Raw genomic sequence first — 25,467 nt, forward strand, 5'->3', positions numbered from 1 at the left:
TGCTACTCTTGCCGCGGCTCGCTCTTCACGCCCCTGACACCTCTCTTCGGCCACCCTATTCACCGTGTCGCGATTCTTCGATCGATTCATCGTCTGGACGGTCGACCATCGGCTGCTGGTAACTCTGTTCATCCTCGCCATGAGCGGCCTGGCGGCGGTGGGCTACGTGTCCCCCGAGAGTGTCCGCACCTGGTTCCAGCCCACATCTGCAGCACCCGAAGCACGGACGAGGTCGTCTGCTCGAGCGACTCGTGAGGCCCCGCCGAATGTCGAACCGATCAGCCTGTCGAATTCCGACGCCGTGCTCGTCGTGCGTTCCGACTCGGATCAGCTGTTCACTCCCGCGGGCGCGCGAGCATTGCGGCAGATCGTCGCTGATCTGGAATCCCTCGACTATGTCCGCAGCATTCTGTGGATGGACGAGATTCCGGTGCTCAATATCTTCGGTCTGCAGGAACCGTTGTTCCCTCGGGCCGAGGCTTCCGAACGACGCTTCGCCGCGGCGAGAGAAAACGCACTGGCGCACCCCCTGATCGGCGGCCAGTTGCTCTCGGACGATGGCCGTACGCTCCTCTTGCTCGTTAAGTTTGACTGGCTCTTTCTCCAGAGCGACGACGACTGCACGAGCGGCCTGCGACAGGTTGCGGAGTCGACGGCAGCGAAACATCCCGGCCTCGACCTGTCGTTTCAGGTGACTGGTCGGGCGCCGATCACCCTCACGCTGCTGCGCACTCACCGCGAGAACCAGGCGAGGTATCAGATCATCGGGTACAGCGTCGTCGTCCTGATGGCGATCGTGCTGTTTCGCGGAATTCGCGCCGTGCTGATCGTCTCGCTGGCTCCCTGTGTGGGAGTGTTCTGGTCGCTCGGTTTCCTGAGGTTCTTCGACCTGCAGGACAATCCGTTCAACGACGTGCTGCTGCCGGTGATGCTGAGCCTGGTCGGACTGACCGACGGCGTCCACCTGATGGTCGAGATCCGTCGGCAATCGGCGGCCGGCCTGAATGGTCGCGAGGCCGCCCGGACAGCCCTGCGGAAGGTCGGTTTCGCCTGCCTGCTGACGTCGCTCACCACGGCCATCGGTTTTGGCTCGCTCATTCTCGCGCATCACGAGGTCGTTCAGGAGTTCGGCTGGAGCAGCATGCTCGGCGTCATCCTGATGTTCCTCGCGGTCATCACGGTGATTCCGCTGGCCTGCTCCACCTGGCTGGGGCGGGGCGTGCATATCGGCCACGAGCGGGGCCTGATCGACCGCAACCTGCTCCACATTGGCGGCATCATCGACTTCGTGCTGGCACGCGCCAAAGGCATCAGCGGGCTCGCGATTGTGATCACGGCGCTCCTCACCGGCGTGTCACTCACACTCCGGCCAGATGAGCGGATGGCGAACTCGCTCCCCGGTCGTTCCGAGGCCTCGATTGCGATGCAGCACATCGACCAGGCGTTCGGTGGACTGGAATTTTCGTCCGTGCAGATCCACTGGTCCGATGCCGTCCCGGCCGACTCGCCCGAGGTGTTGATCGCCGTCACGAAGGTCGACGATCTTCTGAGAGGGGAGTCGTTGATCGGGCATCCCCTGTCGATCCGCAATCTACTCGATGCACTCCCGGGTGAGGGCGAGCCTGAGGAGCGGATGTCGATGCTGGAACTGCTGCCGCCGCCGCTCAAGCGTGCGTTCTATACGCCTGAAAATCGTGCCGCGACCGTCAGTTTCCGCGTGCAGGATCTCGGAATCGCCAGATACGGCCCGGTCTTCGAACGGATCGAAGACGGCCTGCGTCAGATCGCGGCCGCGCACCCCGGATTCACGTTTGATCTGACAGGCTCCGCCGTGAGTCGCTGGCGGAACCTGTTCCAGATCGTCATGGACCTGGCCTCCAGCCTCGGAAGTGCGGCGGTCATCATCTTCTGCACGTTGGGCCTGGCCTATCGGTCGCTTCGACTCGGCCTGATCTCGATCATCCCGAACGTCTTCCCGCTGGCTGTGACGGGGACGTTCCTCGTCCTTGCCGGACAGTCGCTGGAGATCGTGAGCGTCTGCGCGTTCACCGTCTGCCTCGGGATCGCCGTCGATGACACGATTCACTTCCTGACGCGGTTCCAGGAAGAGCGACCGCATGCAGCGAGTGATCACGACGCCATCCGCCGCGCGTTCATCGGCGCGGGAACCGGCATGATCATGACGACACTGGTGCTGGTGGCCGGATTCCTGACGGTCATCTTCAGCGACATGCGAGAGCAGCGAGTCTTCGCGATCATGGGAGCGCTGACGTTGATCGCGGCGCTGATTGGCGATCTGCTGCTTCTGCCGGCGCTGCTGCTGCGATACGCCCCGTCGCGCGGCGATCGAACTCGGTCACCATTGTGACGGGTCAGTCCGCCGCAACCTGTCCGGATGTGTCGTGCCGGATCCTGTGTGTGATGCCAAGACCCCGGACGACGAGCCCGCACGACTCGCTCATCCTGATGACGATTCGTCCTCACAGACCTTGCGCAGCATTCAAGTGCAGGCATTTCTCACCACCACGAACGTCCCAGGACATTCAGGTGAACGAAGAAAGCGGTCGAAGTTGTAGAGAGCGTCGCTCGCGCTCGAAGGTCCCGGAACAAAGTCGCATCCGCTGGAACCAGGAAACTCTGGAGATGGCGGTTTTGACCGCCCCCCTTGGAATTTACGACGTGTCCTGACTGCACTAGCATCCGACATCGACGACCTCGGGAGATGAGAGCACGGGATCACTGACATACTGCCAGACGGCTTTCCGCAAGTACTTCTGCTGAAGTTGCTTGCGTAGACGGGTGGTGTTGCAGGTGGTGAGCGCTCGCAAAAACTCGAGGCGTTCTGCGTCCCCGACGCATGACGTATGCCCATCTGGAGAGGTGGCAGAGCGGCCGATTGCACCGGTCTTGAAAAGCACCGGGCTTGTAATGGCAATCTCACGGAATGTAGGAAAACACCTAGCGAAATGAGTTTCGCCGCGTTGGGTGTAGATGAGAAAAACGGTGAAAAACGGGGGTATCGGGTATCGCGATACCCGCACAAAAAAAGCCCGGCCGAACGGCCGGGCTTTGTTCATTTCCAAACACGATCAAGACCGTTACCACCACGGCGACCGCAAGCCAGTTTCCACCGGCCGGGAACCGGTAACTTCTGACGCTTGGTCGCTGGCTTGGGTATGGTGGAACGAGCGGCAATGAACCGCTCAAGGTCATCGGGCAGAATCCTCATGCGAGGCCGGCGGCTGTTCGGGCGAGCGCTGACGTTGACCGCCCGCAACTCACCCGACTTGAGCCACTGTCTGACCGTCCATTCATCAACACACATCTTCGCTGCCACTTCGGCGATGGTCATACGGACACGCTCCGGCTTATAGGCTGACTCGGTTCTGATTCCTTGCGGGTCTCGACCGTCTTCAGGCGAATGCCGAGAAGTTCCATCTTTCCACGGCCGCCCTTGGTGATCTTCTCAGACTCCAAGTCGTCGTAGATTTGCGTCGTCCACTTCTCGTCAGCGACATCGGGGTCGCACCACTCGCGGAACGCCTTCCCGAATTCCTTGCATGAAACTCGGTACGATGGGTCTTTCTCACAGCACGCATCGACGAACTTCAGGACCGCTGGGCGGGTGCTCTGTTGAGCGGCGGACTTCGACTCCGTCTCGATGGCCGGAATTCGCAGACGACCGTCCGGGCTGGGCAGCGTCAGACCAAGGACGGTCTGCATGAATGCTGGCGCTTCCGCTTCCAATCGGCGTCGGAACTCCGTTCGGGGGATTTCGTGTTCCAGCGGGCGAACCTCCATCATGGTGATTCGCGTGTCACCAAAATCGACTGGACACGCCTTCCGATCGTTGGCCGTCTGGATGAAGTGCAGCGTGTTCGGCTGGTCGTAGGCGTCCGTCCTCATCTTCCGAATCGAGACGGTCAGGCCAGTCACCCACGCCTTAAGTCGGTTGCGTGCGGTCGTCCCAGCCTTCGACAAGTCCGTTTCTTCAATGTACGGAAGAATGGCGTTCGCCAGTTCCCCGTTGAAGTCGGTGTTCGGCTTGAACGCCTTATCGGCCCCGATCACACCGGCCGTGACCAGCAGGGAGATGGACTCATGCAGACTCGACTTCCCGGTGTTCTCGTCCTTGCTGAACAGGAACAGGTACGGGAGCGGCTGGAAAGGTTCCCTCAGCAGGCACGCGATCCACAGCAGGCCATAGTCACGACCACGAAGGACGTTGTTCGCCCTCGCCCAAGGATGGTGCGGTAGCGCGGTGTTCAAGTCCTCGAAACAGTGGTCCAACATCAAGTCCCATGTTGGATGCTGAGCGTGTTCATCATCGGTCGGCGGAAAACGGAACTGAGGCGCATCAAGGTTGATTTGGCGGTTGCCCGGATACTCCGGCTGGAATGGGAGGTTCACCAACGTCCAAGCGTTGGTGACAATCTCCCCCAGAACCCAGTCCATCTCCGTTTTCTTCACGCCCGATCGAACAAGCGCAGCCTTGGCGTTCTCGCGTGCCGTGAACTCCCACCCGCCTTTCGCGTTCCTGATGAGCCAGCCGGCGTCCTCTTTCTTCGGCGTCTTCACCAAGCGTGCGACATTGTCGAGCGTGCCAAGTTGGACCTGCGTTTCCACCTTCGGCTTGACCGTGGTGGTAAAGCACCACTTCGACCGATGTTTCGTCCAATCCTGTAACTCCGCCGCATAGCCGTCTTGTTTGTCGGACGGGTCCGACGTGACATCCATCGTGATATGCTGGCTCTTGTCGACCCGCAGTGTGGCCTTTCGCCCCATCATCCGTGCTGGGACTGGCGCATCTCCACCAAGCAGCTTCAAGGCCGTCAGCGCGCCTTCGGCCGTCGCAAAGGCGTAGCCGTTCTGGTCGCCGTCAAGCCGTCCGCCATTCAAACGGGCGGCCGTCTTCAGGTCGGTGTCGACGTTGAGGCGACACGTTGTCCACCCTTCACCGTCCTGTTCCCATGTCTCGGCTTCGTTGACGCCGAATGAGAATCGGTAGACGGCCCACGCTCCGTCAGGGAGCGGGAACATAAACCCGTTGGGCGTGCCGGGGTCTTTGCCCTGCGAGTTGGTTCGGAAGACGCCCTTCAGTTTGAGGTCGTCGTGAATCTCGGCGAGGCCGCCGGTGTGGATGCGGGCACAGTTGTGATCGCTCACCCACTCGCAGGCGTAGTTCGTATTACGCAGGGCGTCGAGGATGCGTCTGTGTTCGTCGTCGAGCGTGACGCCGTACTGCGAACTCGCCAGCTTGTCGAAGCTGGATTCGTCGTCGACGCCTTCGACCTTCACCTTTGCCCGTTTCCGGCGGACAACCTCTACGTGGTCCTTCCAGTTCATCGGGAGGTCGGCAACGGACAGGGTCCGTGACGCTGACTTAATCAGCGTCAGGCCACCGTTCTCCGTGGTGGACTTCCGGTGCCAAATCCACATGTTACCACCGCAAGCGTCGATCGACTTCGCGAAGTCGAAGCCCGTCTTGGATGACATCATGCCGAGAATGCAGCGGGCGAGGGCGGCATGCTCGGTGTGGTTTGATGTCTTGATGGCATCAAGGCGAACGTAAATGTGAAGGCCAGCGCCGCCCGTGCTTTTGCGAACCTCAACATAGTCGAGCGCCTGAGCTTCGGTCTTCACACGTTCCAGTTCAACATTGTCGACGCCGACTCCCTTGGCATGCCCGGTGATCGCATCGAAATCGAATCCGACCCAACGGGAGACCTTGGCTTCCCAGTCCCAGCCTGTGCAGCCGATGCCCTGTGCGAATACTTCGGGCGGCCACCGCATCTCTTTGTCGTCGTAGAACGGCTTGTCCGTGTTCGCGTTTTTCGGGATGCGGATATTCCAGAACTGGTTGCCCGCGTCGTCTTCGTAGACGCCCTTAGCATCTCCCACCGGCTTGCCCTTGGCGGCAATGACATTGACTTGGGTCTCCATCGCCGGAGACCACAGGTCGAGAAGTTCCGGCGCATTATGGGCCGGGATAGCAGGGTACGACCGAGTAGCGGGCATCCCCTCTTTCAGTTTGCCGATGAAGTTGGCAAGGGCTTGGGTGACAGTCTTCATACGCTCAACTTTCTTGCTCAACAACGCGATAAGATCGCAGCGCCCGGCGTGAGCGGTCCGGGCGCTGCGCAGCAATGGCCGTCGCCATCGCCGGTGTAAACGGGCAAAACAGGTGCCGTTGAACAAAGCTGTTCAACGACTGAGAAAGGCATCAATCGGGAGTGCGAGCGATGCCGGGCGGCAACGTACTGTCAAAGAAACTTCAGGTCGTTTAGCTGGCGTTCGGTCGGATAACCCGATGCCATCACGGCAAGTTGCCAAGTTCCGAGCCAACATCGTGTCGAGTGCCGTTGCGCCAGTTTCTTCAACTCGAAGCAGGTCTTGACCTCGCTCGGTATGCCGAATCTGGTCAGGAACAAGAGGGCAGAGACCCATCCAACTTCATCATGGATCAGGGTGTTTCGGGCGTTTCGATAGTCAGGCGCATCAGTCCGCAGAAATCCCAGCGTCGTCAGTTCGGGTTCAGAGGCGATCAGTTCAAGGCGTTCGTTCATGCGTGGGACTCCACCGAGAGTTGAATGAGGTTGTTAAGCACGTCGTCGTCAACCCATCCGTTGACCCACGCGAGTAGCTTGATTTCCAGTTTGAGCGGGTCGTATCCGGCGTTTGCCAGCCGATCCATCATCTTGCCAATGTCACCCTTTGACCGGCGTCGAAGTTCCTTGCACGCCATGCGGGGGTTCTTCCGCTTCTCTAAAGCCTTCGCAGCCGCTTCGGGATCGGGCGACTTCAGAATGCTGCCCACCCGCGAGATTGGAACCGCGCCGGATGCGAATTTCTTCTGAAGATGTTCGGGGAGCTTTAGGACGTGTCGGCGAGCCTGAACCCAATGCGGATCACGGCCTAATTCGCGACCCGCGTCGACAAGACTGAATCGGTTCTCGGGATAGAGATTCTCGACCGCGCGGGCTTCCTCAACTGGGTTGAGGCTTTTTCTTGCGAGGTTCTCCGTGAGGTTCAGACGTGCGGCCTGTGAGTCATCGACTTCGACGACGTTCGCCGGGATCGTCTCCCATCTCAGGATTCGAGCGACGGCCATGAAGCGTCGGAAGCCGGCGACCAGTTCATAACGGTCGCCCTTGGGACGGACGACGATGGCTTGCAACAGGCCGTTGCTGTCGATGTCCCGTGCGAGGTCGCGGCATGAGACAACGCCGAAGAACTCGCGACAGTTGGGGCCTTCGTCGATCAATGCGACGGGGATTTTCTGAATGTTCACAGCAGCCTCACTTTCACAGATTCGCCGTCCAGCGTGAGCATTTGCAGGCATCGCAGCCGGGCGACGGTCATCTCACGATTGGTTCTCGAATCTGGTCGCTGAACCCATCGCAGGTATCGGGTAACGAAATCGGACAGGTCAGTTCGACCGCCGGGGACCGTGCATCGGTCCAGAAAGGTCTCGACCACGTTGATCTTTCAAGCCGGTCCCGGCGCGCACCGGGACCGGCGTTTGTGTACGGGTCGGTCCCGCGCGGGAAGAGTCGCGCGGGACCGGGGCCGGGCTGCATGCTGCCGGCCTCTGAGAGTTGCCCCGGCGTACTAGACCGGGGCCGACTGAAGGGGTGAATCCGGTCCCCGTCAGTCGTGTACCACCACGACGTTGAGCATCGTCAGTCGCTTGGTCAGTTCGTGGCGGACCTGCCATCGGGGCGAGACAGACGGACACCACGCAGTAACAGCCTTCACAAGATCATCGACGCTCGTCAGTCGGCCGGGGATCGGCGGATGACTGGTGAGGAACTTGTCCACGACCTCCCCAACGGTCGCCGGTCGTAAGAACAGAAAGGCGGGATCGGGAGAAGTCCAGTGGCGGAGTTGGAAGACGACGCCCCGTACATGACCTTCATGGACGGGGCGTCCAGTCGCCTTGAGGTAGGTTGTGGCAACGTCCCAAGCTCGCGATTGACCTTCGACACATCCTCTTGTAACGAACTCATCGACGGTCATCTGGCCTCCCGGTCACATTCCGAGTGAACAGGTTCGGTTTGTCGATCGACAAGTAGTCCACGGCCTCAGAAACGCTCTGCATTGATGCCTGCGGCATCAGGTTTTGAACGATGATCTCCCCGCCCGGTAACACTCGCGTATGCGGGCGAAGCATCGTCACAACTTGATCCGGGTTGAATGCCCCCAGCTTCTGGGCGGTCGTCGTCAGTTCGTAGTCGATGCGGCGGGTGTTGATCTCACCTGTCAGTCGCTCCGTTTCAGCACGAAGTGGCGCAATCTTCGCCTCATGCTGCGCCGTATGCTCGGCAAGCCATGCGGCGTGATCGGCGTCAGCCTTCGCGGACTTCTCCGCAAGGATGGCGAGGACACGATTGCCGGCATCGGTCAGCGATTCGTTCTCGCGGACTTCCACACCGTGGGATTTCAGCACGTCGACAAGTTCGTCTTCGGCCGCTCGGTTCTTTCCGATCTCGACCTCAAGTTCCTCTTTCCTTGCCTGAAACTCGCGGCGGGCCTTGGCAAGTTCCGCATTCACCTCGTCTTGTGTGTAGAGCTTCTCAGGCATTGGTGGTCTCCACGGGGAACAACTGCCCCTTCAAGGTTTCATGGTCGGTCGAATCGAAGCGGGCCTTCGACACCTTCGCGACACGGTCGCCCACTTTCAGACTGAGATATTCGACATTGCCGACGACTTCCGGTGTGATGTCGTCGAACGGGCTGACCTTCAACATGGCCTCGCGAGCCTTCAGGGCATCAGTCGCCCGCTGAAGTTCCACCCGCTGGGGTTCCAGTGTCTTATCGAGAACTGCCTGAACCTGCGTGAGACGCTGCTGACTGGCAGCCACGTCAAGTCGCGTTTCGAGCATGGCCGATTCATGCTGGATTAGTTCCAGCACTTCGACAGGAATGGCGGCGTCGTACTTCGCAAGGAACAGCGCATCGTTCAGGGCCTCGCGGGTCTTTCGATAGCCGGCAGTCTCGCGGATCGCAGCGGCAGCGGCGGCGTCCGCATCGGCCTTGAGCTTGGCGTCAAGACGTTCCTTCGCTTCGAGCAAATGCAGTTCGGGCTGCGGCAGGTTCTTCCTGCGGATTGCTTCGACCCGCGCGGCGTGTTCGTCGTAGACACGTTGTTCATGCGATCGCGCGTCGATCGGAACAGGATTCAGTTCTCGCCGGAACCGGCGTTGCTGGTCCTGACGCTGATAGTCGTTGCGAGCATCGGGGCGGGGAACGCCTTCCTTCAGTTCCTTTTTGGTCAGGGCATGCCCGGCGAACTTACTGGCCTTATCGACCATCGTCTTGGTGATGTTCTTCACGACGTTCGGGTCTTTGTCCCGGACTGGGAACTCCATCCCCAGCGTGAACGAAACGTGGTCGCCGTCTGAGGTCGAGACGGACGTGTAAATGTCCTCAAAAGTCATGGTTCAATTCTTCACTATGATGTGGACGGGATTAGTAACTCGCTGCGGCAGGGAACCGTCCCGGCCCCGCACAGCGGCTAGATTTTCTTCATCGACAGTGCGAAGCCGTTCAGCACGGGGCCGGCAGGGCTGTCGGTCGTCGGGTGGTAGTCGACGATCGCGTTCGCGATCTTCCCTCGCGACCAGTTCCGCCGAACGGCGGCGGGCATCGCCAATCGCATGCGGAATGCGAGGGCGGCAACCAGACACGCGCCGCGCTTCGTTTCCACGGACACGGAGTTGAACGCATTCGTAAGTTCGGGAGACATCGCTACCTCAGACGATGTTGATCGCGCCCGTGACGCTGTGATTCCCGGCGGGGCCGGTCGCCTTCAGCTTCACGAAGGCCGTTTGCAGGTCACGCGATACGTAGCCGTCGTTCTGAAGGAACACGATCAACTCGCGCTGGCTCGCGTCGTCGCTCGGCATGCCGTTCTTTCGCAGGATCAAATCCGCAAGCCGAAACGACGGCATCGTGCCGGACTCGGTGTACGTCGAAAGAAAAGAGGTCACAAAATCTGGAAGCACTTCAACACTCCACACAGGGGTTGCCGGGAGATGCCCGGCGCAGACACAAGGCCGACACGGCCTCGCGAGAGAAAGCAAGGCGTCAGCGGACGTGTGACACGAAACGTCCGCTGACGCGGGTCGTCGCAGGGACCGGCGACGATGGGAGAACCCGCCCGTGGGCGGTGACTTGAGAGAGAAAGCCGGGGAGACGCGGCGCAATCCGACCTCAGTCGGCGCTCGCATTGTCCCTCAATAGATGGATACTGCGTTTCGCAATTCTCAGGCTAGAAATCTGCCAAGATTCTCAAGAATCCTGTTTCTCAGCCTTTTTTTCGGCGTCTTGCCATCGGGTTTGAAGGACGGCGAGCCGTGTCACGACCTCATCGACGGGGATCATAAGCCTGACCGCAGTATCTTCGGCCTCATGCCCGCGCAGTTTCGCGTAAACGATGTAGCAATCGTCTCCGTCCAGACACGCCGCGTAGATCGTTTCCCGTAGCTCATAGTCCGCATACGGATGCTGGCGGGCAGACTCTCTATCAGACCGTCTGACGGCCGCTTTCGAGTCGACTTCAACATTCGCAACGCCGTCGATGCCCATGCGGGAGCGGTCGATTTCCTTATCCGACCACCTTGGTCGCGGGATATGCTTACCCGGTGACTCTTTTCGCCCGGCCTCAACGATCGCGTCCGCAGCCCGGTTCTCGATTTCCTCATTCGACGCCGTGGGATCGGCGGCGTGCGCCGCCATGATGGCAGCGTGCTTCTCCATCGCGTATTGCCAAACGGAGAACGACATCCCGAAATGCAGGTTGGCCGAGATGTAGTCGAGGATCGCGTTGTGGACTGCCGTCCAGATATAGCCGCGAGGGTTCTTCCGGGCTGCGGCCTGATACTTCTCCCCCATCTTGTCAACAGCGATGCACAGCGTGGTCAGTCCTTCGCTGTGCAGTTCATCGGCATGGCGATTGAATGCGTCATTGCTCTGTTTCTTGAGCCATCCCCCGACGATCTCATGGACATAGCCAATCTGTTCCGTAACAGCGGCTTGGTAGAGCTTCCGACCTGACAGCCTGTCGGCGTCTCGCTCGGCCTGACTCGCGGCCACGAACGTATCAAGGGCCGAAGGCACACCGAAGCACACCATCTGCGGTTGCGACAGCAAGACGCCCGCCAACGGCGACAACGTAATCGTGACCGGCGTGGACTGCTGCGCTACGTCAGCCCGGCGCTTCAGCCGTGGCCGGCGCGGCGCAGGGTCGTTGAAGCCGAGAAACCGAACGTCGTGGATTGCCAGTTCCATTACAGTGCCCTTTCAAGCAACAGCGCCCCGCCGACGATGTCGACCCGCTTGAGTCTGCCGTTCTTGCCCACGGCGTTGCCCGCCGCATTGATGATGGCCTTCGCGATGTCCTTCGACGGCTTCTCCCGGCACAACTGAAGGGCGACATCGCGAATCACGTCGTCGTCATCCAGCCTGCCCAGTTCCGTCAGCAGAGTCGGCTTCCACCTCAACCAGTCGCAGTCCAGCCCGTCGATGACGTGAAGCGTTCGGTCTCGGTAGTGGTAGTTCTGGTAGGTCCGCATCGTGAGGCCGTCGCCATAGGCGGCCTTCAGGTGGTCTAACTCGGATGCGGTGAGAACTCGTTGTCGCATGGGTGCCTCAATTGGAAACGGCGATTCCGTCCCCTCTGGCGAGCGGCGTGCCACGGCGTAAGTCCAATCGCCACGTCGAAGGTGTTGCGAGCCGGCAACATTCGCGTTGCCGAAACGCCACCTGATGACAAATGCCGCGTCACCCCTACTGCGAGCCGGGCCGTCGCAGCGCATACGGCATCCAGTCTGCCGTTACCGGTTGTGCCGGTGGTGCCGTTTGGATTGACCCTCCCACCGGGGTCGGTCGTACTGGACGTGCAGACTGTGAGGATTGAGAGGTGACGAGCAGAGCTTCGATCGACTCGCGATCATGGCTCGCAGGACCATCAATCCAGTCGCTCAGAAACAGCCCTTCGCGATGCCCAACCTCAGAGGGCTGGCGTGGTACGGGCAAGCCTCTGGTAGCTCGCGGGCGGGGCTGTTGTGGACCGGCGAGATGCCGTCAGCGTGAGGCCAGCAAGCGGCTGAGAGCGGTCGGCCGACACCACTGAACATTGTTCAGTTCCGCGTCGTCCCGATACCGACGACACCCGCGCCGGTGGGCATCGGCAATAGGAGTCCTTCAATGATGAGTTGCCGCAAGCAATTTACATTAAACGACTTGCGCTAATAAACAGCCACGAAGGTCGAATTGCAGTGCTCCGTTTGCGAGAAACGGTGCAATCGACCAAGGTCCGGTTGTGACGATTGTAGGGTCTGGGAGGGTTGTGACGGTCGCACCGGCTATGCCGTTCGTAGTCATTGTGACGACACTGCGGTCAGAGCAGGGTCACGCATGTTTCAACCGCACGCGAGAAAGACGGGAGGTTGGACTCCACTCCACCACCCGACGCGGCGGGTGGAGCATGGTGGAGCGAGGTTGGCGATCGCCATTCGCCACAACGTGATGCCACAAAATGTTTTGCAGAAAACGTAGGCCAATGGTGGTGGTGTTTCAGGGGGTTCCTCTTCTCCCATACTTTTTTTGATGCTGATTTCATTTTTCCATCACGGAAAAACATAGAAAATGACACCACCACCACCACCATAACACCAAGTACGCATTTTACCTCGCCGAACGCGATTTTGAGCGGTCAGCCGCTCCACCAATGGTGGAGTTTCCACTCCACCTTTCAACGCGGCTCGCAGCCGCCGGGCATCTGTCATGTGGAAACCGAAGCCGGGTACTCGCCGCCGAAAGGCGAACGTCAAACGGGCCGTCGAAGCAATCCTGCCGCTCGACATCGACGTGAAGCTGAAGCGGCGGTTGCTGGACGCCTGCATCTGGCGGCGCACTGAACTGTCGGGCAAGCATGCGCTCCGCTACGTCTCGGTCGCCGCCCGTGATCTCCCGCCCGGCTGCATTCACGAACACGTCTTCACGCGGAAGCGGCTCATTGATGACCTGATGGCCGGCAAGCCGGTCGGCGCGGTTCTCAAGCGGGCCATCGCATGCGTCGTCACCGGCGAGGAACACACCCGCCTGAAAGATGGTAACGGCTGGAAGCGGTACAGAGAGGCCGGCATCAAGGTCTACGACCGGAAGACGGGGAAGGTCCGGTGAACGTGGCGCGCCAATCGTGACGACACGTTGCTTGTCGACCGCGCTGCCGCTGTCGAACGGCATCAACTATTGTCGTAAGTCCAAGCGGATCGTGTTGGCATGCTGGCTGCGTGTGGGCCGGGAGCATTGTTTCCAATTGAGGCCAGCCATGATCTTCTACCACCGCACCCACGCTGCCGACGCCATCCTCGCCAAAGGGTTCCGCAACGGCCTCGCCACCTACGCCACCGGCCGGCCATTCAGCGGCGTCTGGCTTTCGGATGTCCCACTTGGCTATGGACAGGGCCTAGCGTGGGACTTCGACATGGAAACCAGCCAGTTGCTCACGGTGGAAATGCCGCTGGAACTGGTCGCGAAGTATGAGTGGGTCGAGATACTGACGCCGAAGCAAGAGGCGATCTACGGCGGCATCCCGCGCGGCTATCGGGAATGGCTCATCCCTGCAAAGCTCGTCAACCGGTTCGCTGTGAAGCTGATCCCCGAACCCGAACTTGTCTGAACCTCAACCCCTTGGATCGTGTCCAAGGTGCGGCCCGGCCGTTTGTCTTCGCGGCCGGGCTTTTCTATGCGCTGATACCTGCGGGTACGTTCTGCGCATTTAAGGGTTAGGCAGTCTCTGCGGCTTGATCGACGCCGGTGCGTCTCAGCCATGCGTTGCTGCCGATAGTCACACGGCGATGTGACTCTCTGTCCGTGGACCCTTTGTCTGCACTGCTGAAGATTCGCTGATGGCCCGTGTGACGGCATTGCAGCACTTCGGCACGGTGATTCGCGAGCGCCGCGAGGAGTTGCGACTCACCCAAGAAGAGCTTGCCGGGCAAACGGGCTTTGACCGGACCTACATCAGTTTGATCGAGCGCGGGCGGCGCAATCTCTCGTTGCTGAACATCTGCAAGTTTGCAGTAGCTCTCAGGACTACGCCCTCTGCGCTGCTGAAGGGCGTTCCCTATGGCGCTGACTCCGATTGACGAGATTCATGCGGCGCAGATTGCGGCCGGGACGATCGGCCGGACCAAAGGGCATGAGTTTGAGGCGAAGTTATCTGCCGATCTGAATCAGCTTGCCGCGATTCCTGACGTTGAGCCGGTGAAGGGCGAGCAACGGCATTTGAAAGTCGGTCATCCCGATCGCGAATTGGTCCGATACATCCTTCGGTCCAAGGGATTGAAGGGAGTCAAAAACATCCGTGCGGCTTGGCTCGGCGGACTTGCCACATTCAAAAAGGGGGATGTTGTAAAATCGAAGAGCGGCATCGTCGTCAAACGGTCGAAGAGCGACATCCTTTTGGAGATTTCTCACAGCGGCGGCGTGGACAACATCGGCGTATCTGTGAAAACGTGCCACAACAAGACGCCGACGAACGATCAGCTTTACTGCACCACGGCGCAAGCGTTCGCGAATCTGCTTCGCAACAACAAGATTCCCGTTTCAGATGCGGCAGAGCGGGCGCTGCGGATGTTCTGCGGCGACCCCGGCTTTCGCCCTTGCGATGACGCGAGTACGCCGAAGGACCGAGTGTGCTCAAACGAACGGTGGTTCTATGACGAACTGCCACAGACGGAACGAAACGAGTTCCAGTCGATCTTCAGCAAGTACCAACGCGAGATTTCGACCATTCTTCTGCAAAAGGCGTATCCAGAGGACGACCCGCACGCGCCCGAATTCCTGTTACATCAGACGGTCGCGTTCAGCGACATAGCCAAGTGCGAATGTGCGATCTTCCGGATGGATGAACTTGTGGACCAGTCGTGCAAACGGAGCGGCTTTTCGACGGCTTCCTATACCGTCAAGAAAGGTCGATTCAAGAGCAGCGTCCCACACCTCGCGCCGCGATTCGGTTTCATCCAGTTCCAACGTCTGGGCAACAAGCAGAATGCAACACAGCTTCAATTCAACTTGGAGGCGGGTTACTTCTACAAACTGTCGGAGTAGGCCAGTTGTCGGGCTTGCTTGCGCGGCGCGGCCGACCGTTTCTGATCCAGCAGTTCTGAAACCACATGCTGTGCGATTGAGCGGGCCAAAAGCGGTGGAACGGCGTTGCCGATCGCAGTACGGATGTCACTCAACGATCCACAGAGTTGGAAATCGTCGGGGAACGTCTGGCACCGAAGTGCCTCGCGGATGGTAAGCGATCTCGTATTTGTCGGATGCACGGTTCGACATCCGGAGATCATTCCGAAAGTCGTCCCGATCGTAGACGACGGCTCATCCCACCGCAGTCGTTTGTACGTCGTGTTGTAGCCTGACGGGGGACGCTTTTTCGGATCGACATTGTTGTGAGCGCTCTCGCCTTCCGGCACGTCCTTCAGCCACTCGATAACGTGTGGCGGATGGTCCACTGCAAAGTGATACGGGTCGCTGCCAGACCGCTCACCCGATTCCAATGCTTCAAGATCACCAGCGGCATCACGAAACGTCGCATACGGAGCGCGACCCGGATCAAACAAGGTTGCTTCTGTTGCAGGTCCATGTGTGGGTAGCGGAAAGGTCGGGGACTGGCCGGCCGGGCCGCCCGTCCGCACGCCGATCATAAACAGCCGTTCTCGCGATTGTGGAACGCCGTAGTCTTGAGCGTTAAGCGGTGCGAACGCGCAACGATAGCCTGCTGAATCGAAGGCGCGTTGAATGTGCTCGGTCACTCGACGCCCATCGGGAGCTTTCATCGAAGTCAACAGTCGAACATTTTCGAGGACTACGACGGCAGGCTTGAGCACCTCTGCGATGTTGGCGAACGACTGAAACAACTGATTACGAGGATCAAAGGTGTTTCGCTTCCCGGCCAGACTAAACCCTTGGCATGGCGGGCCACCGAATAAGACATCGACCTTGCCGAAGTGTGCCGCCCACTGTTGCACGTCGTCCCGCGATATCTCGCGAACATCCGCGCCAAGGCACAGCGTCCCCGGAAAGTTCCGTTGGTAGATGTCGCGTGCGGACGCCTCAAGCTCTACGAATCCAACAACGTCGACGCCCGCTTGCCGGAAACCGAGAGACATACCACCGCAGCCGGCAAAGAGGCCGATCCCGCTCAGCCGCGAATGCTCGCGCTGAGCCAGCTTTGTGAAATCGGGTTTGGGAAGGACGGCGTTGATTGGGCAGGGCTTGTCCGCAGAAAAGACCTTCGGCGCGACTGGCTCGCGGCGTTCGATTCGCCGTCTCGAACGCGGTCGAATCCCTTTCGGCAGCGTTCCATCGGCAAGGTGCCGATCGAATTCGGCGAATACCGATCGGACTTTCTCTGCCATGACTGGGGACGGCGTTGCCCGTTCCGTCTCCCATTGGGACAGCTTCGGTTGGGCAACATTAAGCAGTCGGGCCAGATTCGCCTGGCTCAACCCTCGCGCGTCTCGCTCGTCTCGAATCCAGCTTCCACCACTCATCCGTCGCTCCGTTTCGAGCCAGCACGATACGCCGCGATACGTCAAAGTGCCACCTTATAGCCGACGCCCGACTTGCAGACAATGAGTCACACTGTTGGTGTCCCTGCGCACGAAAAACCCCGCCGCTAGGACGGGGTTTCGACGCTCAACCGGGGCGGGCTAAAACCACGGGAGCGTCCGACCGAATTCTACGTTAGTGCTTCGGAATCGGCCAGAATCCGACGCTTTGCTGGGCGCAAGATCACGGTTTAAGCGGTTTCGTGACGCCTGAAGCCGGCAAGGGCACGGTTGGACGAAATCAGCGGCCCGATATGCTGGCGAGTGCATCCGCAGAGGCAGACTGATGGAAAAGTGGTGGATCGAGGCTCAGTTGCGCGACGGTGGGCGATGCGTCTACTGCGGGTTAGACCTGTATGCGACGTTCGGCCTCTACTACAGCACGCAAGGCGACCATTTGATTCCGAGAAGCACGCTTCGGCAGCCCGAACTCGCCGATGTGCTGCGGAATCACGATGTCTTTCGTGGCGGCCCGGTTCGATACAACAGCGTCAGCAATTGCGTGACCACCTGCGTGTTCTGCAACCAGCACAAGGGCAAGGCGCTCCCTGACGGCTGGGAACGAATGACCCGCGAGGAACTGATTGACTGGAATCGTCGCGAGCTTGCAACGGTTCGATCTTCGCATGAACGCGAGTACGAACGCAGAGTTGCCGTTCTCGCCTCGCGTCAGCAGCCGTCCTGAAAGCAAAGCCCGGCGATTTCCGCCGGGCGTTGTCATTCGATGATTTCAGTTGCGATGTCGTCCGTCGAGTCGTCCAGTGCTGACGACGGCCAGCGCCGGCAGGCCAGCCAAACGACGGCGACGGCCGCTAGGATGAGCCACGTCACGGCCGCGCCAATTCCTCAACTCTAGCGCGGTTCGCTTCGTTAGCTATGGTGTCGACGGTATGCCATCCGTCATCGAACCGCTGTATAGCGTTCGTCGGCGCGTTCTCAGCTTCGGCTCGGTCAAGCTCCCGGCGGACGGTTGCGGGCGTGAAGCCCAGAAACTTTCCCCATGCGACGATATGGCGGTAACGGGTGTCTCCGGCTTCACGGTCGATCGCGAGACAGTTGGCCGCATTAGCGGCTGCGTCGGTAAGGCGTGGAATGACACTGTCGTCGGTCATTTGGACTCCTCTTTCTTGAACAGCCAATCGTGAACATGGTTCACGACGGCCAACAACTGTGCGTCGTCGAAGTCTTCGGTGTATAGCCCCGCCATGCTGGCATCCGCATGGCCCATGATGCGGGCCGTGGCCTGCGGGTCACGCGCCCCGTTCGCGATGGTCTGGAACGTGTGTCTCAGGTGGTAAAGCCCCATGCGCGGCCGATGAATGCCGGCTGCATTTGCAACCGCGCGAAACATCGGTCCCGTGCGGTCGCTCCGGCTGCCGTTCGCTTGCTGCTTGATGAGCGCCCGCCCGTTCTTCGTGACAAACAGGAGTTGTTCCGGGTCGCGGCCTTCCGTGATGGCCGCCACGGCCTCGCGGGTTTCGGCCCATAGTGGCACACGGCGGTCAATGCCTGTTTTGCCCCGCGCGAAATCGAGCCATTCCCCGGCAACGTCCTTCACCTTCAGGCGTGCAATGTCGCTGTTGCCCAACCCGCCGTTGATCGACAGCAAGAGGATGGCCTTGAACTGAGGGTCGGACGCCTTGAGCATCGCCTGAAGCTCGGCGGCGCTCAGCATCTTTTTCCCGTGTTCGCGCTGCTGGGCTGCCCGGTGAAGCCGCATTTGCTTCCGGTTGGGAACTTTGAAGTCCGGGCCGTAGTCGGGAGTGCGGGGGATCAGCTTCGACTCGGAAGCCCATTTGAAGATGCCCCGTGTGACAGTGATGATCTTCGACACACGCCCCGGCGAATACTTCAGGGCCACCTTGAACCGCCTGAAGTCGGTCGGTGTCAGGTTCACCGGGATCGACGTTTTGCCGAGATGGCGGGCCATGAGCCGGCCGATTTCGAGGTGGTCGTAAACGGTGATCGGACTGATTTCCTTCAGCGCGACCCGGTCGCGCTGCCTGTCCAAGAATGCTTCGATGACGTGCTCGGTGGTTATCGCATCCGATACCGCAACGGGTGTCCGTCCGGCTTGCAGGTCATGGACTTGGGCGAGATACTTCGCACGCGCTGCTGTCGGATCGGTCCCGAAGTAGTGGACCTTGCCCTTGATCTTTTTCGACCACTGTCCGTTGGGATGGGCGGTCAACTCGAATTCGGGGTAGGGTTTGGTCTGTTTTGCCATCGTTTTTTGCTGTCGGGTATCGTTTCGGGTATCGTCAACTTACGACACCGGTAGCCGAAAGCAAGAAAAACAAGGCAAAAGACTACATGGGAGAGGTGGCAGAGTGGCCGATTGCACCGGTCTTGAAAACCGGAGTACCCGCAAGGGTACCCAGGGTTCGAATCCCTGCCTCTCCGCTTCGTCAGGGCGACAGGATGAGCAATCTCCTGTCGCCCTCCACGTTTCTGGGTGAGCATCACCGCCCCAATGCGAAATCGATCTCGGGGCGAAACTGAGGTCCCGCGCGAACCGATCGGCCGTTCTCCGCCGGCAGAAGCTCTCCGCACAATCCTTCCGTCCAGCAGTCAGCTAACCTCGCCCCTGCAGCGTTTCCACCGCTGCTTGACATCGATCTGACGCCCGGTACCGTCGTCCAAACAGCGATGGAACTCGCCCTGAAAAGCCGGCCGACTCTCGACCGTGCTGGTGATTCCTGCCGCGACCTTCGAAATCTCTGCTCGATGGGCCTCGGCTCTTTCCGTGAGCGGTTCCAGTTGGCCTCAATCGATGTCGGTCCAGATCCGCGAACTGCTCCAGCTTCTCGCCTACCTCCTCAGGTGGGTGCTGATCACGCTTCCCGTGGGAATCGCGGTCGGCTCCGCGTGTGCGCTGTTCCTCTGGTCGCTCGATCAGGCGACGCAGCTCCGGTTCGCTCACCCCTGGCTCCTGGCCGGGCTGCCTCTCGCAGGCTTCGCCATCGGCTTGCTCTACCAGTCGTTCGGACAGTCTGTGGAAGCGGGCAACAATCTCATCGTGGACGAGATTCATCAGCCGGGCGGCGGCGTCCCGCTGCGGATGGCCCCACTCATCCTCGTCAGCACCGTCGTCACCCATCTCTTCGGTGGCTCGGCCGGTCGCGAAGGAACCGCCGTTCAGATGGGCGGCAGCCTGGCGAGCGGCATGGCCCGGCTCCTCCCCGGGCTGGAACCGCACGACGTCCGCCGCCTCCTGATGGCCGGCGTCGCTGCCGGCTTTGGCGGAGTCTTCGGGACCCCGGTCGCCGGCGCCATCTTCGCCATGGAGGTTCTCTCGATGGGCCGCATGACCTATGCAGCCTTCTTCCCTTGCCTCGTCGGGGCGATCGCGAGCGACCAGGTCTGTGCGCTGTGGGGCGTCGGCCACACCCACTACCGCGTCGCCAGTCTCCTCAGCGCTGATCCCGCCCGGCACGTCGCTCCGTTCGATCTGCGGATTCTCTTGCTGACGACACTGGCGGGAGCTGCCTTCGGCCTCACGAGCCTCTTCTTCGCCGAACTGGTTCACGGCCTGCAGGCCCTCTTCCGGAAGTTCGTTCGCTCGGCCCTCTTTCGGCCGGTGATGGGCGGGTTGATCGTCATCGCCATGACCTGGGCCATTGGACGACGCGACTACCTCGGACTCGGTGTCACCTCACCCGATCCGAACGCAGTTACCATCGTCAGCTGTTTCCAGTCAGGCGGCGCGACCACATGGAGCTGGCTCTGGAAGTCCCTCTTCACGGCCGTCACCCTGAGCAGCGGATTCAAGGGGGGCGAGGTGACTCCCCTGTTCTTCATCGGAGCCGCTCTCGGAAACACCCTCGCTGGTCTGTTTGGCGTCCCGGTCGATCTCTTCGCCGCTCTGGGCTTCGTCGCCGTCTTTGCCGGAGCCACGAACACGCCGATCGCCTGCACTGTGATGGCCATCGAGCTCTTCGGCGGCGAATACACGTTGTACTACGCGACGGCCTGCCTGATGGCGTATCTCTTCAGCGGCCACACCGGCATCTACCTGTCACAGCGAATTGGCACGCCGAAAGTCACCGCTGGGAACTGGACGCCCGGCGCGTCCCTCCGCGAAGTCCGCGCGATCCGAAAATCGCCCGCCGCTCCATCGCCGCCCGCAGAAGATCATGACGGCGACGCCACCAGGCCTGCATCGCAGAACTAGATTGCACGCCATCGACTCGGAGCATGCGCGCTCCCGCGAGACGGCTTGATCGCCGTGCAATCGTCGCGAACCGATCCAAATCGAAACGCTCGAATCGCGGAACCGTCCCGGCGCTACTTCCCGCCTGCAAATCGGGCCGACTGTTGCGCAAGGTTCTGGAGCGTCACCTTCAGCGGTCCCTGCTGGACATTCTGGTCGACCACGAGCGTCAGCCGCTTCCGGCCGGGGCTCATCTTGAGCAGGATCTCCGGAGACATCCGCAGCGGCTGCTCATCCAGCCACGCGCGGACTCCTTCCGTGCTGCTGATCATCAGCTTCGCTTCACCGGTTCCCGCCACTTCGATGTCTCCGCGCAGGATCGTCAGCCCGCGGTTGCCCGTGCTCTGGCCGAGAGTCTTGATGTCGGGCAGGGCAGTGGTCGGAAGCTCACCGTTCACCTGGGAGTAAACCGTCTTCCACGTGAAGGCCGCGTTCTCCTTCACCGCCTCCTGGATGCCGTTGCGGTTGAACTGGTGCGAAGCCTCCTTGGTCGCCTCGAGGACCTGCCAGCGACGCGCCGTCGGAGTCTGGACGACCGTGAAGTTCGGGTCGCGCCCGAGGGCGGCGAGAAACGCGGCCAGGTCGACCACTTCCGCGCGGGTCAGCTTGTCGATCAGGCCGGCCGGCATGATCGAGGCCCCCGGCTTCTGGCCTTCAATTTTCGCCAGCGGAATGGCGATCTCCTTGTCGTCCGCATTTCGCAGGATCAGGTCGGTGTCGGTCTCACGGACTTTGATGCCGGTGAGCACTTCACCGTCGTCCGTCGCCACGACGACCGTGTGAAAGTTTTCCTTGATCTTGGCGTTGGGATCGATGATCGATTCGAGGATGTAATCCGGCTGCGAAGACGCCCCCAGGCTGACGAGGTTCGGGCCGACCACGCCCCCCGCGTCACCAACGGCGTGGCACTTCAGGCACTGCAGGTCGTCGCGGCGGAACAGCAGTTCTCCCCGCGCTGCGCTTCCGCCCGATTGCATCTCGGCCAGCAGGGCAGGGACGTCCCCCTTCGACAGCTTCGGCTGGGCATCGAGCCGGCCCGCTTCCTTGATCGCTTTCAAAAGCTCGTCGCGAGACTGCCCCGACGACGAAATCGTCTGCACGGCCGACTTTGCGAACTCGGGATCGATTTGCTTGCCGGCGAGTGCCCTGGCGAGTGCCGCCGGACCGTTCTTCTGTTTCAGGAACCCCTGCAGCACGGCCGTCGCTTCTGTTTGCGTCTCCGCCGTTGCCGCCCTGGTCAACCGGACGACGAACGTCTTCGCTGCGGCGTTGGCATCTCGCACCGCCAGCGCTGGAACCGCCAGCGTCCACACCTTGTCGTTCGCCGACAGTTCGACCAGCGCCTTGGCCGCGTCGGGCCCCGGGAACGCCTCGAGACCACGGATCGCCGCCGCGGCGACCTCGCGATTCTCCCCACGGGCCAGCGCCGTCAGGTCGCCGGAAAGCGGCGCGATCGCATACCGCCCCGCCAGTTCAGCGGCCCGGGCCTGGATTTCAGGTTCGGGACGCTTGAGGAGCGACGCCAGCACCGGCTCTGCGCCGCCGGGCGTCTGATTCCGACGACGATGGCTGTTGATCAGCGCCGACAGAATGGTGGAGCACCGTGCAGGATCCGTCGCGTCGCTCGTCAGGTTCAGCACGGTCTGGAGCTGCTCTTTCGAACCCGACTCACCGATCACTTCCAGCACGCCCGCCAGGTCGGTCGCGTCCACCTTGCCTCCCGTGACCAGCGCCAGCAGATGCTTCGCCGCGGCAGGCGAACCCGCCGCCTTGCATACGAACGCCAGTTGCTTCGCATTGCCTCCGAAGGTGATCTCTCCCTTGTCGAGCGCCGGCTGCCAGATCGGCTCCAGTTCGCGCGCCGTCAGCCACAGGGCGTAGTCCAGGTACTGGTCGACGTCGCCGCGAAGCGCTTCCATGGCCAGTTCGATCGCCTTGGGATCAGTCGACTTCGCCAGCGCACGCACCGCTTCCAGACGAACGCGGGGATTCACATCCACCACGCCAATCTCGAACAGTTCCGCTGGGTTCACCTTTCCGTTCCGAAGGGAGGCCCGCTGGGCCGAAAATGCATTGCGGATCGAAAAGTCCGGCGTCGCGTGACGCAGCCAGTCGCCCAGAACCCGCATCGCGGCGGCCCGCGATGGCGCATGATCGCTCCGCACGATGTTCTCGATCAGTTCCCAGTCCGGCCGGTCGAGGGCCTGGTGCATCCAAAGTGCTTCCAGCCGTGACCGCGAATAGTTGACGGCCGTATTGTCGAGCCCGCGGAACCAGGTCTTCACCGCCGGCAACACGTCCGGACCTCGCTCTTTCAGAATGCGTTTGGCCGACTGCCGCACAAACCGGTCGTCCGACCCCAGCTTCGCCACGAGCTTCGGCGTCTCAAGGCCCCCCAGTGATTTCGCGTCGGTGAGCGCAGCGGCCGCTTTCTCCTTCGCCCCCTTCCACGTCACTCGCCAGATCCGCCCGTGAATATGGTCGCGCCGCGGATCGCGGAAATCCACTTCACCATGCTGGATGATCGGGTTGTACCAGTCGGCGATATACAGCGCGCCGTCGGGTCCCTGCTTCACGTCGATCGGCCGGAATGCCACATGGTTCGACTTGATGACTTCCTGCTGCTCCTGCGAAGTGAATCCCGATCCCGAGTCGCTGACGACGAAGCGGCACACGCGGTGCCCGCGGAAATCGTTCGTGATCAGGCTATGCTGCCAGTCGGCGGGGAACGAGGGCCCTCCCACGATCTCCAGCCCGCAGTGTTTGGGGCTGCCCGGGTTCAGTCCGCTGAGAATGCGCGGAGCCCCGTACGCGGTGAGGTATGAAGCACCCGGCACGATGTAGTTGATCCCTTCGCCGCCCGCGCCGTCCGTCGCGAACGTCGCACCGAAATCATCCCAGGCAACTCCCCAGGAATTCACCAGGCCCCGGTCGAAGACGTTCAGCTCGAACGTCTCCGGTCGGAACTGCCACGTCCCCCCCGCGTTCAGCCGCTTCACGCCCCGCGGCGTTTCCAGGTGGCTGTGAATGTAGATCGACTGTTTGAAGTACAGCAGCTGTTCCGGTCCGAATCGCAGCGTGTGGACCGTGTGATGTGTGTCCTCGGTTCCGAACCCCGAAAGGACGAATCGCTTCTCATCTGCACGTCCGTCCCCGTCAGTGTCCTTGTAGAACAAGAGATCCGTGCTGGCGCCGACATACACCCCGCCGTCCCCCGCCAGCACGGCGCTCGGAATCAGCAGCCCTTCCGCGAACACACTCTGCTTGTCCGCCACGCCGTCGCCGTCCGTGTCTTCGAGGCACAGGATGCGGTCGTTGGCCGGCTTGCCCGGTTCCACCTGCGGATAGATGGCCGAAGAGGCCACCCACAGCCGCCCCTGGGCGTCGAAGTTCATCTGCACCGGTTTGGCGAGATGCGGTTCCCCGGCGAACAGATTGACCTCGAACCCCTCCGGAAGAATGAAGGTCTGACGCTCCAGTTCCGGATCCGGCGACGGGATGTCCTTCAGATCCCGCTGCGCGGCGGCCGGGCCGGCCGCGAAGAACAGGCCAAGAAGGACGAAGATTCCAGGTCGGGCGCGCATGAAAGTTCACTCCGGAGGTAAGCCGGCCCGAGGGCCCGGCGGCGGGACTCTGACGATACCCCCGGGTCGAGGTCCCGTCCAACTTGCCCGATGCGAACCGCTTCTCGCCAGAACACGCCTGACCCCGGCCCTCAAAAAACGAACCAATCCCCCGAACCAACCGGGCTCCCCGTCGCGCGCAACCACTCATGAAAGCGTGGAGGGATCATGAACACGACCACGCACAACCCGTTCAACGCCCAGTCCAGGCCGGCCAATTGCGCGGAAGCGAGCGCCTCCAGGTCGCGGACGCCGCAATCGGCTTGCGTTCGCAGCCGAAACGCCCCTTCGAACGGGGCCACTCGCAGCCCATGTCCGAACGCTGCGGGGAAGAAGGGCAACAGCAACGCACCGCCCCCTGCCACCGTTCGCCTTGCCCCCGGAGCACCTTGCGACGCCCGTGCCAGCCCGGAAAATGTGCCGGAATTCCCCATTTCACGCGACCCCGGCATCCCGTTCCTGATCTTCGGGACAGGCCGCTTTCGACTCGACATCGGGTGAAAACTGCCTCACAATCCTGCTTTCCAAGCGTTCTTCAGCCCGATTCGCAAGCCATGTCCCACGCCGCTGCCGCACCGCATGCTCATCCCGGCGCCTCGGAAGATGACGCCGTCGATTTCGCCCGCGAAGAACTGCGCCAGTTCGACAACGACGACTACGAGGCCGGCTCGAACATCGGCAAGATGCTCTCGCTGTTCTTCCTCTACACCGTCCTCGTCATGGCCTTCTCGGCCTATGTCACCTATCGCTGGACGAATGCCCCCGCGATGGCCGCAGACGCCGCGGATCACGAAGAACACTGAAGCATTCTGATTTGTGAAAGAGTTCACTGCAGAGACGCAGAGAAACGAAGACGAGAGAGGCCCATGCCGCGGAGAATTCCGCGGCGATTCAGGCGAAGCTTCTCGACCCCCTCATTTCGACACCGGGCAGGAATCCTGCAGGCGGCAGCCTCCCTCTTCTCCCGGACTCCGTGTCTCCGTGGTGAACTGCCCGGATTTCCCGG

The 25,467-nt window shown here is 61.1% G+C and carries 23 protein-coding genes and 1 tRNA gene; 9 read left to right on the forward strand and 15 right to left on the reverse strand.

Annotation, left to right across the window (positions count from 1 at the left end; translation table 11 throughout):
* Positions 1-64 precede the first annotated feature (64 nt).
* Positions 65-2,368, forward strand: a complete 2,304-nt coding sequence (locus Pan44_RS11245; protein WP_231754293.1) for an efflux RND transporter permease subunit — start codon at positions 65-67, stop codon at positions 2,366-2,368.
* A gap of 705 nt (positions 2,369-3,073) precedes the next feature.
* On the opposite strand, the gene Pan44_RS11250 is transcribed toward Pan44_RS11245, so the two are convergent.
* The 11 genes from Pan44_RS11250 to Pan44_RS11300 form a co-directional block, all read right to left on the reverse strand.
* The gene (locus Pan44_RS11250; RefSeq protein ID WP_145030151.1) at positions 3,074-3,352 is read right to left on the reverse strand and encodes a helix-turn-helix domain-containing protein; all 279 of its coding nucleotides are present in this window, start codon (positions 3,350-3,352) and stop codon (positions 3,074-3,076) included.
* Entirely contained in the window at positions 3,349-6,072 is a 2,724-nt protein-coding gene (locus Pan44_RS11255) for a DUF5906 domain-containing protein (RefSeq protein WP_145030152.1), read from the reverse strand. Before Pan44_RS11255 ends, Pan44_RS11250 begins: the two co-directional genes overlap by 4 nt.
* 191 nt (positions 6,073-6,263) lie before the next feature.
* Positions 6,264-6,566: a hypothetical protein gene (locus Pan44_RS11260; protein ID WP_145030153.1), complete on the reverse strand. Its 303-nt coding sequence runs from the start codon at positions 6,564-6,566 to the stop codon at positions 6,264-6,266.
* Positions 6,563-7,291, reverse strand: a complete 729-nt coding sequence (locus Pan44_RS11265) for a ParB/RepB/Spo0J family partition protein (RefSeq protein WP_197454018.1) — start codon at positions 7,289-7,291, stop codon at positions 6,563-6,565. Before Pan44_RS11265 ends, Pan44_RS11260 begins: the two co-directional genes overlap by 4 nt.
* A gap of 359 nt (positions 7,292-7,650) precedes the next feature.
* Complete coding sequence (locus Pan44_RS11270; RefSeq protein ID WP_145030155.1) at positions 7,651-8,019, reverse strand: hypothetical protein; 369 nt, start codon at positions 8,017-8,019, stop codon at positions 7,651-7,653.
* Entirely contained in the window at positions 8,006-8,584 is a 579-nt protein-coding gene (locus Pan44_RS11275) for a hypothetical protein (RefSeq protein WP_145030156.1), read from the reverse strand. The genes Pan44_RS11270 and Pan44_RS11275 overlap by 14 nt, the downstream gene beginning before the upstream one ends.
* Complete coding sequence (locus Pan44_RS11280) at positions 8,577-9,440, reverse strand: hypothetical protein (protein ID WP_145030157.1); 864 nt, start codon at positions 9,438-9,440, stop codon at positions 8,577-8,579. Before Pan44_RS11280 ends, Pan44_RS11275 begins: the two co-directional genes overlap by 8 nt.
* Positions 9,441-9,517: 77 nt before the next feature.
* Positions 9,518-9,748 (reverse strand): hypothetical protein, encoded by a 231-nt coding sequence (locus Pan44_RS11285; protein WP_145030158.1) that lies wholly within the window; start codon positions 9,746-9,748, stop codon positions 9,518-9,520.
* Positions 9,749-9,755: 7 nt separating this feature from the next.
* Positions 9,756-9,953: a hypothetical protein gene (locus tag Pan44_RS11290; RefSeq protein ID WP_145030159.1), complete on the reverse strand. Its 198-nt coding sequence runs from the start codon at positions 9,951-9,953 to the stop codon at positions 9,756-9,758.
* Positions 9,954-10,293: 340 nt separating this feature from the next.
* A complete protein-coding gene (locus Pan44_RS11295; protein ID WP_145030160.1) occupies positions 10,294-11,292 on the reverse strand; it encodes a hypothetical protein in 999 nt (332 codons plus the stop codon).
* On the reverse strand, positions 11,292-11,645 hold the full coding sequence (locus Pan44_RS11300; RefSeq protein WP_145030161.1) for a hypothetical protein: 354 nt from the start codon (positions 11,643-11,645) through the stop codon (positions 11,292-11,294). The genes Pan44_RS11295 and Pan44_RS11300 overlap by 1 nt, the downstream gene beginning before the upstream one ends.
* 1,144 nt (positions 11,646-12,789) lie before the next feature.
* Here Pan44_RS11300 and Pan44_RS11305 point away from each other — a divergent pair.
* The 4 genes from Pan44_RS11305 (at position 12,790) to Pan44_RS11320 (ending at position 15,120) form a co-directional block, all read left to right on the forward strand.
* A complete protein-coding gene (locus tag Pan44_RS11305) occupies positions 12,790-13,188 on the forward strand; it encodes a hypothetical protein (RefSeq protein ID WP_145030162.1) in 399 nt (132 codons plus the stop codon).
* Positions 13,189-13,336: 148 nt separating this feature from the next.
* Entirely contained in the window at positions 13,337-13,687 is a 351-nt protein-coding gene (locus Pan44_RS11310) for a hypothetical protein (protein WP_145030163.1), read from the forward strand.
* Between the two features lie 229 nt (positions 13,688-13,916).
* Positions 13,917-14,156 (forward strand): helix-turn-helix domain-containing protein, encoded by a 240-nt coding sequence (locus Pan44_RS11315; RefSeq protein WP_145030164.1) that lies wholly within the window; start codon positions 13,917-13,919, stop codon positions 14,154-14,156.
* Entirely contained in the window at positions 14,137-15,120 is a 984-nt protein-coding gene (locus Pan44_RS11320; RefSeq protein ID WP_145030165.1) for a hypothetical protein, read from the forward strand. Before Pan44_RS11315 ends, Pan44_RS11320 begins: the two co-directional genes overlap by 20 nt.
* Here Pan44_RS11320 and dcm read toward each other — a convergent pair.
* The gene (gene dcm / locus Pan44_RS11325) at positions 15,102-16,568 is read right to left on the reverse strand and encodes a DNA (cytosine-5-)-methyltransferase (protein ID WP_145030166.1); all 1,467 of its coding nucleotides are present in this window, start codon (positions 16,566-16,568) and stop codon (positions 15,102-15,104) included. The two genes, Pan44_RS11320 and dcm, sit on opposite strands and share 19 nt — an antisense overlap.
* A gap of 343 nt (positions 16,569-16,911) precedes the next feature.
* Here dcm and Pan44_RS11330 point away from each other — a divergent pair, with 343 nt between their 5' ends.
* Positions 16,912-17,310 carry an HNH endonuclease gene (locus Pan44_RS11330; protein WP_145030167.1) on the forward strand — a complete coding sequence of 133 codons (399 nt, stop codon included), beginning with the start codon at positions 16,912-16,914 and terminating at the stop codon, positions 17,308-17,310.
* Between the two features lie 142 nt (positions 17,311-17,452).
* Here the strand turns inward: Pan44_RS11330 and Pan44_RS11335 are convergent, their stop codons facing one another.
* Both Pan44_RS11335 and Pan44_RS11340 read right to left on the reverse strand, forming a co-directional pair.
* The gene (locus Pan44_RS11335; protein ID WP_145030168.1) at positions 17,453-17,737 is read right to left on the reverse strand and encodes a hypothetical protein; all 285 of its coding nucleotides are present in this window, start codon (positions 17,735-17,737) and stop codon (positions 17,453-17,455) included.
* Complete coding sequence (locus Pan44_RS11340) at positions 17,734-18,852, reverse strand: tyrosine-type recombinase/integrase (RefSeq protein WP_145030169.1); 1,119 nt, start codon at positions 18,850-18,852, stop codon at positions 17,734-17,736. Before Pan44_RS11340 ends, Pan44_RS11335 begins: the two co-directional genes overlap by 4 nt.
* Before the next feature lie 89 nt (positions 18,853-18,941).
* Between Pan44_RS11340 and Pan44_RS11345 the strand changes: the two genes are divergently transcribed.
* Both Pan44_RS11345 and Pan44_RS11350 read left to right on the forward strand, forming a co-directional pair.
* Positions 18,942-19,028, forward strand: a tRNA-Ser gene (locus Pan44_RS11345).
* Between the two features lie 370 nt (positions 19,029-19,398).
* Positions 19,399-20,799, forward strand: a complete 1,401-nt coding sequence (locus Pan44_RS11350) for a voltage-gated chloride channel family protein (RefSeq protein WP_145030170.1) — start codon at positions 19,399-19,401, stop codon at positions 20,797-20,799.
* Positions 20,800-20,912: 113 nt separating this feature from the next.
* Here the strand turns inward: Pan44_RS11350 and Pan44_RS11355 are convergent, their stop codons facing one another.
* Complete coding sequence (locus tag Pan44_RS11355; RefSeq protein WP_145030171.1) at positions 20,913-24,422, reverse strand: PVC-type heme-binding CxxCH protein; 3,510 nt, start codon at positions 24,420-24,422, stop codon at positions 20,913-20,915.
* A gap of 593 nt (positions 24,423-25,015) precedes the next feature.
* On the opposite strand from Pan44_RS11355, the gene Pan44_RS11360 reads away from it, so the two are divergent.
* On the forward strand, positions 25,016-25,264 hold the full coding sequence (locus tag Pan44_RS11360) for a hypothetical protein (RefSeq protein ID WP_145030172.1): 249 nt from the start codon (positions 25,016-25,018) through the stop codon (positions 25,262-25,264).
* Positions 25,265-25,467 lie beyond the last annotated feature (203 nt).

It is taken from the genome of Caulifigura coniformis, from assembly GCF_007745175.1.
Taxonomy (GTDB): Bacteria; Planctomycetota; Planctomycetia; order Planctomycetales; family Planctomycetaceae; genus Caulifigura; species Caulifigura coniformis.

What these genes read in the sequence shown, in the direction of transcription:
- Pan44_RS11260 (WP_145030153.1), bottom strand. Translation starts at nt 6,566, where the DNA reads ATGAACGAACGCCTTGAACTGATCGCCTCTGAACCCGAACTGACGACG.
- Pan44_RS11295 (WP_145030160.1), bottom strand. Translation starts at nt 11,292, where the DNA reads ATGGAACTGGCAATCCACGACGTTCGGTTTCTCGGCTTCAACGACCCT.
- Pan44_RS11350 (WP_145030170.1), top strand. Translation starts at nt 19,399, where the DNA reads ATGTCGGTCCAGATCCGCGAACTGCTCCAGCTTCTCGCCTACCTCCTC.
- Pan44_RS11255 (WP_145030152.1), bottom strand. Translation starts at nt 6,072, where the DNA reads ATGAAGACTGTCACCCAAGCCCTTGCCAACTTCATCGGCAAACTGAAA.
- Pan44_RS11275 (WP_145030156.1), bottom strand. Translation starts at nt 8,584, where the DNA reads ATGCCTGAGAAGCTCTACACACAAGACGAGGTGAATGCGGAACTTGCC.
- Pan44_RS11300 (WP_145030161.1), bottom strand. Translation starts at nt 11,645, where the DNA reads ATGCGACAACGAGTTCTCACCGCATCCGAGTTAGACCACCTGAAGGCC.
- Pan44_RS11340 (WP_145030169.1), bottom strand. Translation starts at nt 18,852, where the DNA reads ATGGCAAAACAGACCAAACCCTACCCCGAATTCGAGTTGACCGCCCAT.
- Pan44_RS11315 (WP_145030164.1), top strand. Translation starts at nt 13,917, where the DNA reads ATGGCCCGTGTGACGGCATTGCAGCACTTCGGCACGGTGATTCGCGAG.
- Pan44_RS11355 (WP_145030171.1), bottom strand. Translation starts at nt 24,422, where the DNA reads ATGCGCGCCCGACCTGGAATCTTCGTCCTTCTTGGCCTGTTCTTCGCG.
- Pan44_RS11360 (WP_145030172.1), top strand. Translation starts at nt 25,016, where the DNA reads ATGTCCCACGCCGCTGCCGCACCGCATGCTCATCCCGGCGCCTCGGAA.
- Pan44_RS11280 (WP_145030157.1), bottom strand. Translation starts at nt 9,440, where the DNA reads ATGACTTTTGAGGACATTTACACGTCCGTCTCGACCTCAGACGGCGAC.
- Pan44_RS11330 (WP_145030167.1), top strand. Translation starts at nt 16,912, where the DNA reads ATGGAAAAGTGGTGGATCGAGGCTCAGTTGCGCGACGGTGGGCGATGC.
- Pan44_RS11305 (WP_145030162.1), top strand. Translation starts at nt 12,790, where the DNA reads ATGTGGAAACCGAAGCCGGGTACTCGCCGCCGAAAGGCGAACGTCAAA.
- Pan44_RS11270 (WP_145030155.1), bottom strand. Translation starts at nt 8,019, where the DNA reads ATGACCGTCGATGAGTTCGTTACAAGAGGATGTGTCGAAGGTCAATCG.
- Pan44_RS11290 (WP_145030159.1), bottom strand. Translation starts at nt 9,953, where the DNA reads ATGCCGTCGTTTCGGCTTGCGGATTTGATCCTGCGAAAGAACGGCATG.
- Pan44_RS11335 (WP_145030168.1), bottom strand. Translation starts at nt 17,737, where the DNA reads ATGACCGACGACAGTGTCATTCCACGCCTTACCGACGCAGCCGCTAAT.
- Pan44_RS11250 (WP_145030151.1), bottom strand. Translation starts at nt 3,352, where the DNA reads ATGACCATCGCCGAAGTGGCAGCGAAGATGTGTGTTGATGAATGGACG.
- Pan44_RS11320 (WP_145030165.1), top strand. Translation starts at nt 14,137, where the DNA reads ATGGCGCTGACTCCGATTGACGAGATTCATGCGGCGCAGATTGCGGCC.
- dcm (WP_145030166.1), bottom strand. Translation starts at nt 16,568, where the DNA reads ATGAGTGGTGGAAGCTGGATTCGAGACGAGCGAGACGCGCGAGGGTTG.
- Pan44_RS11285 (WP_145030158.1), bottom strand. Translation starts at nt 9,748, where the DNA reads ATGTCTCCCGAACTTACGAATGCGTTCAACTCCGTGTCCGTGGAAACG.
- Pan44_RS11310 (WP_145030163.1), top strand. Translation starts at nt 13,337, where the DNA reads ATGATCTTCTACCACCGCACCCACGCTGCCGACGCCATCCTCGCCAAA.